This is a genomic window from Candidatus Andeanibacterium sp. (genome assembly GCF_057143545.1).
Map to the genome: position 1 here is coordinate 1 of NZ_DBNHSF010000017.1, position 3117 is coordinate 3117.

The following is a 3117-nucleotide window of genomic DNA, read 5'->3' on the forward strand; positions in this document are numbered from 1 at the left end:
CTCGAAGCCGGCCGCGGGATCGCCGGGCACGGTATACCAGCGCCAGAGCAGCGTGCCGTCATTGGCATCGTAGGCGGAAACATAGCCCCTGACGCCCAGCTCCGCCCCGCCATTGCCGATGAAGACCTTGCCGTCGAACACGCGCGGCGCGCCGGTGATCGTATAAGGCTGCTCGGGATCGGTGGTCTGGACCGACCAGCGCTCCTCGCCGGTCGCGGCATCGAGCGCGATCAGCCGCCCGTCGAGCGCGCCGATATAGATGGTGCCGCCATTCTCATTGTATCCATAGCCGAGGCCGCGTGAGACGATATCGCAGCAGGCCATCCTGCCGTAGCGGAGCGGCACCTGCGGATCGTAACGCCACAGCACTTCGCCGGTCGCGGCGTCATAGGCGGTGGTAATGTTCCACGGCTCGATGTTGTACAGCACGCCGGCGACCACCAGCGGCGTGGCTTCCTGCCCCCTGTCTGTCTTGAGGTCGGCATACCAGGCCAGGCCTAGTTGGCCGATATTGTCGGCATTGATCTTGCCGAGTGGACTGAAATGCTGTTCATGCGGGCCATTTCCCGTTGTCGGCCAGGCAACGAAGGTCTCGTCCAGCCGCATGATCCGCTGCGCCTGGACGGAAGCTGCCACGCAGAATAGCAGCGCCGAAACCGCGAGCGCGCCGCGTGCCAATCTCGCGCTCCTTCGGATCATTCCCCGTCCCTCACGATCACCCGTTCCTCGAACAAACGGGTCAGTTCGTCCTCATCGGTCCGCTCGTAGACGAGATCGGCCGGGTTGGCGCCATTCTCGGCCGCAATCGCGGCGAGCCTGCCACCGCCGAGATAGAGCGTGTCGGGTTCGATCTCGGCAATTGGGTCATGGTAGGCCTCGTCCATGGTGACGATGGTCCAGCCATCGGCTTCCAGAGCTTCAACCAGGTCCACCACGAACAGCGCGGCGATATCGGTTTCGTGCAGCAGCAGCACGTGCGCGGGCGAGCGGCCCAGCACGTTTTGCGCCATGTCCTCGTAGAAATTCGCCGTTCCCACCAGCGTCTCGACATAGAGGTCGCGCAGTGCATCGTGCGAGACCACGCGCCCATCGGCAATAGCCTGGGTCGCCAGGGCGTCGATATGCCAGTCGTAATCGTCGATCGTCACGTAGCCGTTGATCAGCCCGCGCTCTTTGAGTGCGGCCCTTCCAGCATCGCGCCGTTCCTCGTCGCGCCCTTCGTCGAGATAGGGAAAGCGATACCACGGGCGCTTGCCCGGAATGTCCGCGAGCCAGGCCTCGGCCCGGTCCAGATCGGCGATGTAATCCGCGATCCCGGTCTGGTGATACCAGAGATGGCTGTGCGAATGGTTGGCGATGACATGACCGGCCGCGGCATAGGCCCTGATCCGCGCCTCGCCGCCTTTTCCGTCGGGCGTATCGAGATTGCCGGTGGTGACGAAGAAGCCCGCCTGCTCGACCCCGGCTTCGGCCAGCCCGGCGATCAACGCGATAGCCCGCTCGTCCGGCGTCATGAAGCCGCCGGCATGGCGCGGGATATCGTCGAAGCTGAGCGCGATGCGCTTCTCCGCCATGGCAGGCGCCGCGATCAGCGCCAGTGCGAGTAACAGGAGCTTGCCGAAGCGGAACATCGAAGGCGGATCAGGCAGGAACGTCGGCAAAATCGCTCGCATCGGCCCAGAAGCCGTGAACCTGGCCGACGCATTTGAACGGCATCCTGACGCGCGCGACAGGCCCGGCGGCAACATCGTCGAGATCGAACAGCACGAGGTCCGAACGGCCGTTCTCCCTTTGGCTGTTGGCGATCCCGATGAGATAGCCATCGCCTTCGGGCGCGTCCTTCTTGCGCGGAACGAAAGTCATTTCCGATTGCGAATAATCGGGTACGCTCGCCATCTGCGTGGTCTGGGTCTGGTGGTCGATGATCGCCCAGCCGCTGCCGCCCGGGCCGAAGGCCTGCAGAAAGCCCCAGCGATAGGGCAGCGTGTGGAAGCGGTCGTCCTGCCGTGCGAGCACGCCGGTAATGTGGGGATAGATCGTCTCAGCCTGGTAGTGATCGGGCACGCCGCGGGTCAAATCGACCGTGAATCGGCGGATATAGCCGGTGCTCTTGGCCGGATCGAACGGCCCGCTATTGCTGGGGAAGAACGGGAACTGGTTGCCTTCGCCGCCGTCCATGTCGATCGTGATCCGGTTCTTGTCGTTCCAGCCGCCCATGATGTGGGTACAGAACAGGTTGGGGCCGGTCAGCCATTTGATGTCCTTGCCATCGCCGCCGCGGCGCATGATGCCCATGTAGCAGGGATAGTTGGCATCGTAGGAGAAGTGCACCCCGCCGGCCCGGATGCGCTCCATGTCCGAGACCATGTTGACGAGGTAGAGCACGATGTAATCCTGCGTCGCGTAGAAATCGTGCATCATCCCGGCATAGGGTGCTTCGACGGTGACCGACCAGTTGATGTTGCCGTCGCGGTCGGCGGAAAAGACATTGACGTCCTTCGAGAGCAGCCCGTTCGCCTCATAGCCGAAGCTGATCAGTTCCCCCGTCAGCGGGTCGATCTTGGGATGCGCGGTGTGGGTCTGGCTCTCGAGCTTGCCGCCGAACGTGTAGTAATCGTCAATCGTCTCGAGTGTGTTGGGGTCCATGTAGACCGGCGGACTGTCTTCCTTGAGTACCAGCAGTTTTCGGTGATGGACAAACAATTGCGTATTGGCCGTGCCGCCCGAAAGCCCCTCGACGCTGGGGTCGTTGGTAAAGGGATTGCGATACATTCCAAACAGTGAGCGCCGCGCTTCCTTCTGCGCCTTGTAGCGCTGGGTCTGTGCGTAACGGGTGCGATAGTCGACATGCCCGTCCTTGATCCGGAACATGCTGACATGGCCTTCGCCATCGAAGGGTATGTCGCCGACATATTCCTCCGGCTTGGGATATTGCGGATCGGGCCCGACCCTGAAAAACGCCCCGTCGAGATTCTTGGGCAGATCTCCCTCGACCTCGCAATCGTAGAGGTCGATCTCGGCGCGGATATTGGTCCCTGGCGGGCCGCCCCCAAAGGTTCCGGGACGGTCGGGAAAATCGACCTGCGGTGCTGGGCCATCCGCGGCCTGTGCCGGGCT

3 protein-coding genes are annotated in these 3117 nt (G+C 63.0%); all 3 read right to left on the reverse strand.

Annotation, left to right across the window (positions count from 1 at the left end):
- The coding region (locus tag AC16XC_RS00920) for an outer membrane protein assembly factor BamB family protein (protein WP_484032751.1) at positions 1 to 699 on the reverse strand (699 nt) is incomplete at its 3' end.
- Positions 696 to 1673 (reverse strand): polysaccharide deacetylase family protein, encoded by a 978-nt coding sequence (locus AC16XC_RS00925; RefSeq protein ID WP_484032752.1) that lies wholly within the window; start codon positions 1671 to 1673, stop codon positions 696 to 698. The genes AC16XC_RS00920 and AC16XC_RS00925, both read right to left, overlap by 4 nt.
- The coding region (locus AC16XC_RS00930; protein WP_484032753.1) for a carotenoid oxygenase family protein at positions 1642 to 3117 on the reverse strand (1476 nt) is incomplete at its 5' end. The genes AC16XC_RS00925 and AC16XC_RS00930, both read right to left, overlap by 32 nt.

What these genes read in the sequence shown, in the direction of transcription:
- AC16XC_RS00925 (WP_484032752.1), bottom strand. Translation starts at nt 1,673, where the DNA reads ATGCGAGCGATTTTGCCGACGTTCCTGCCTGATCCGCCTTCGATGTTC.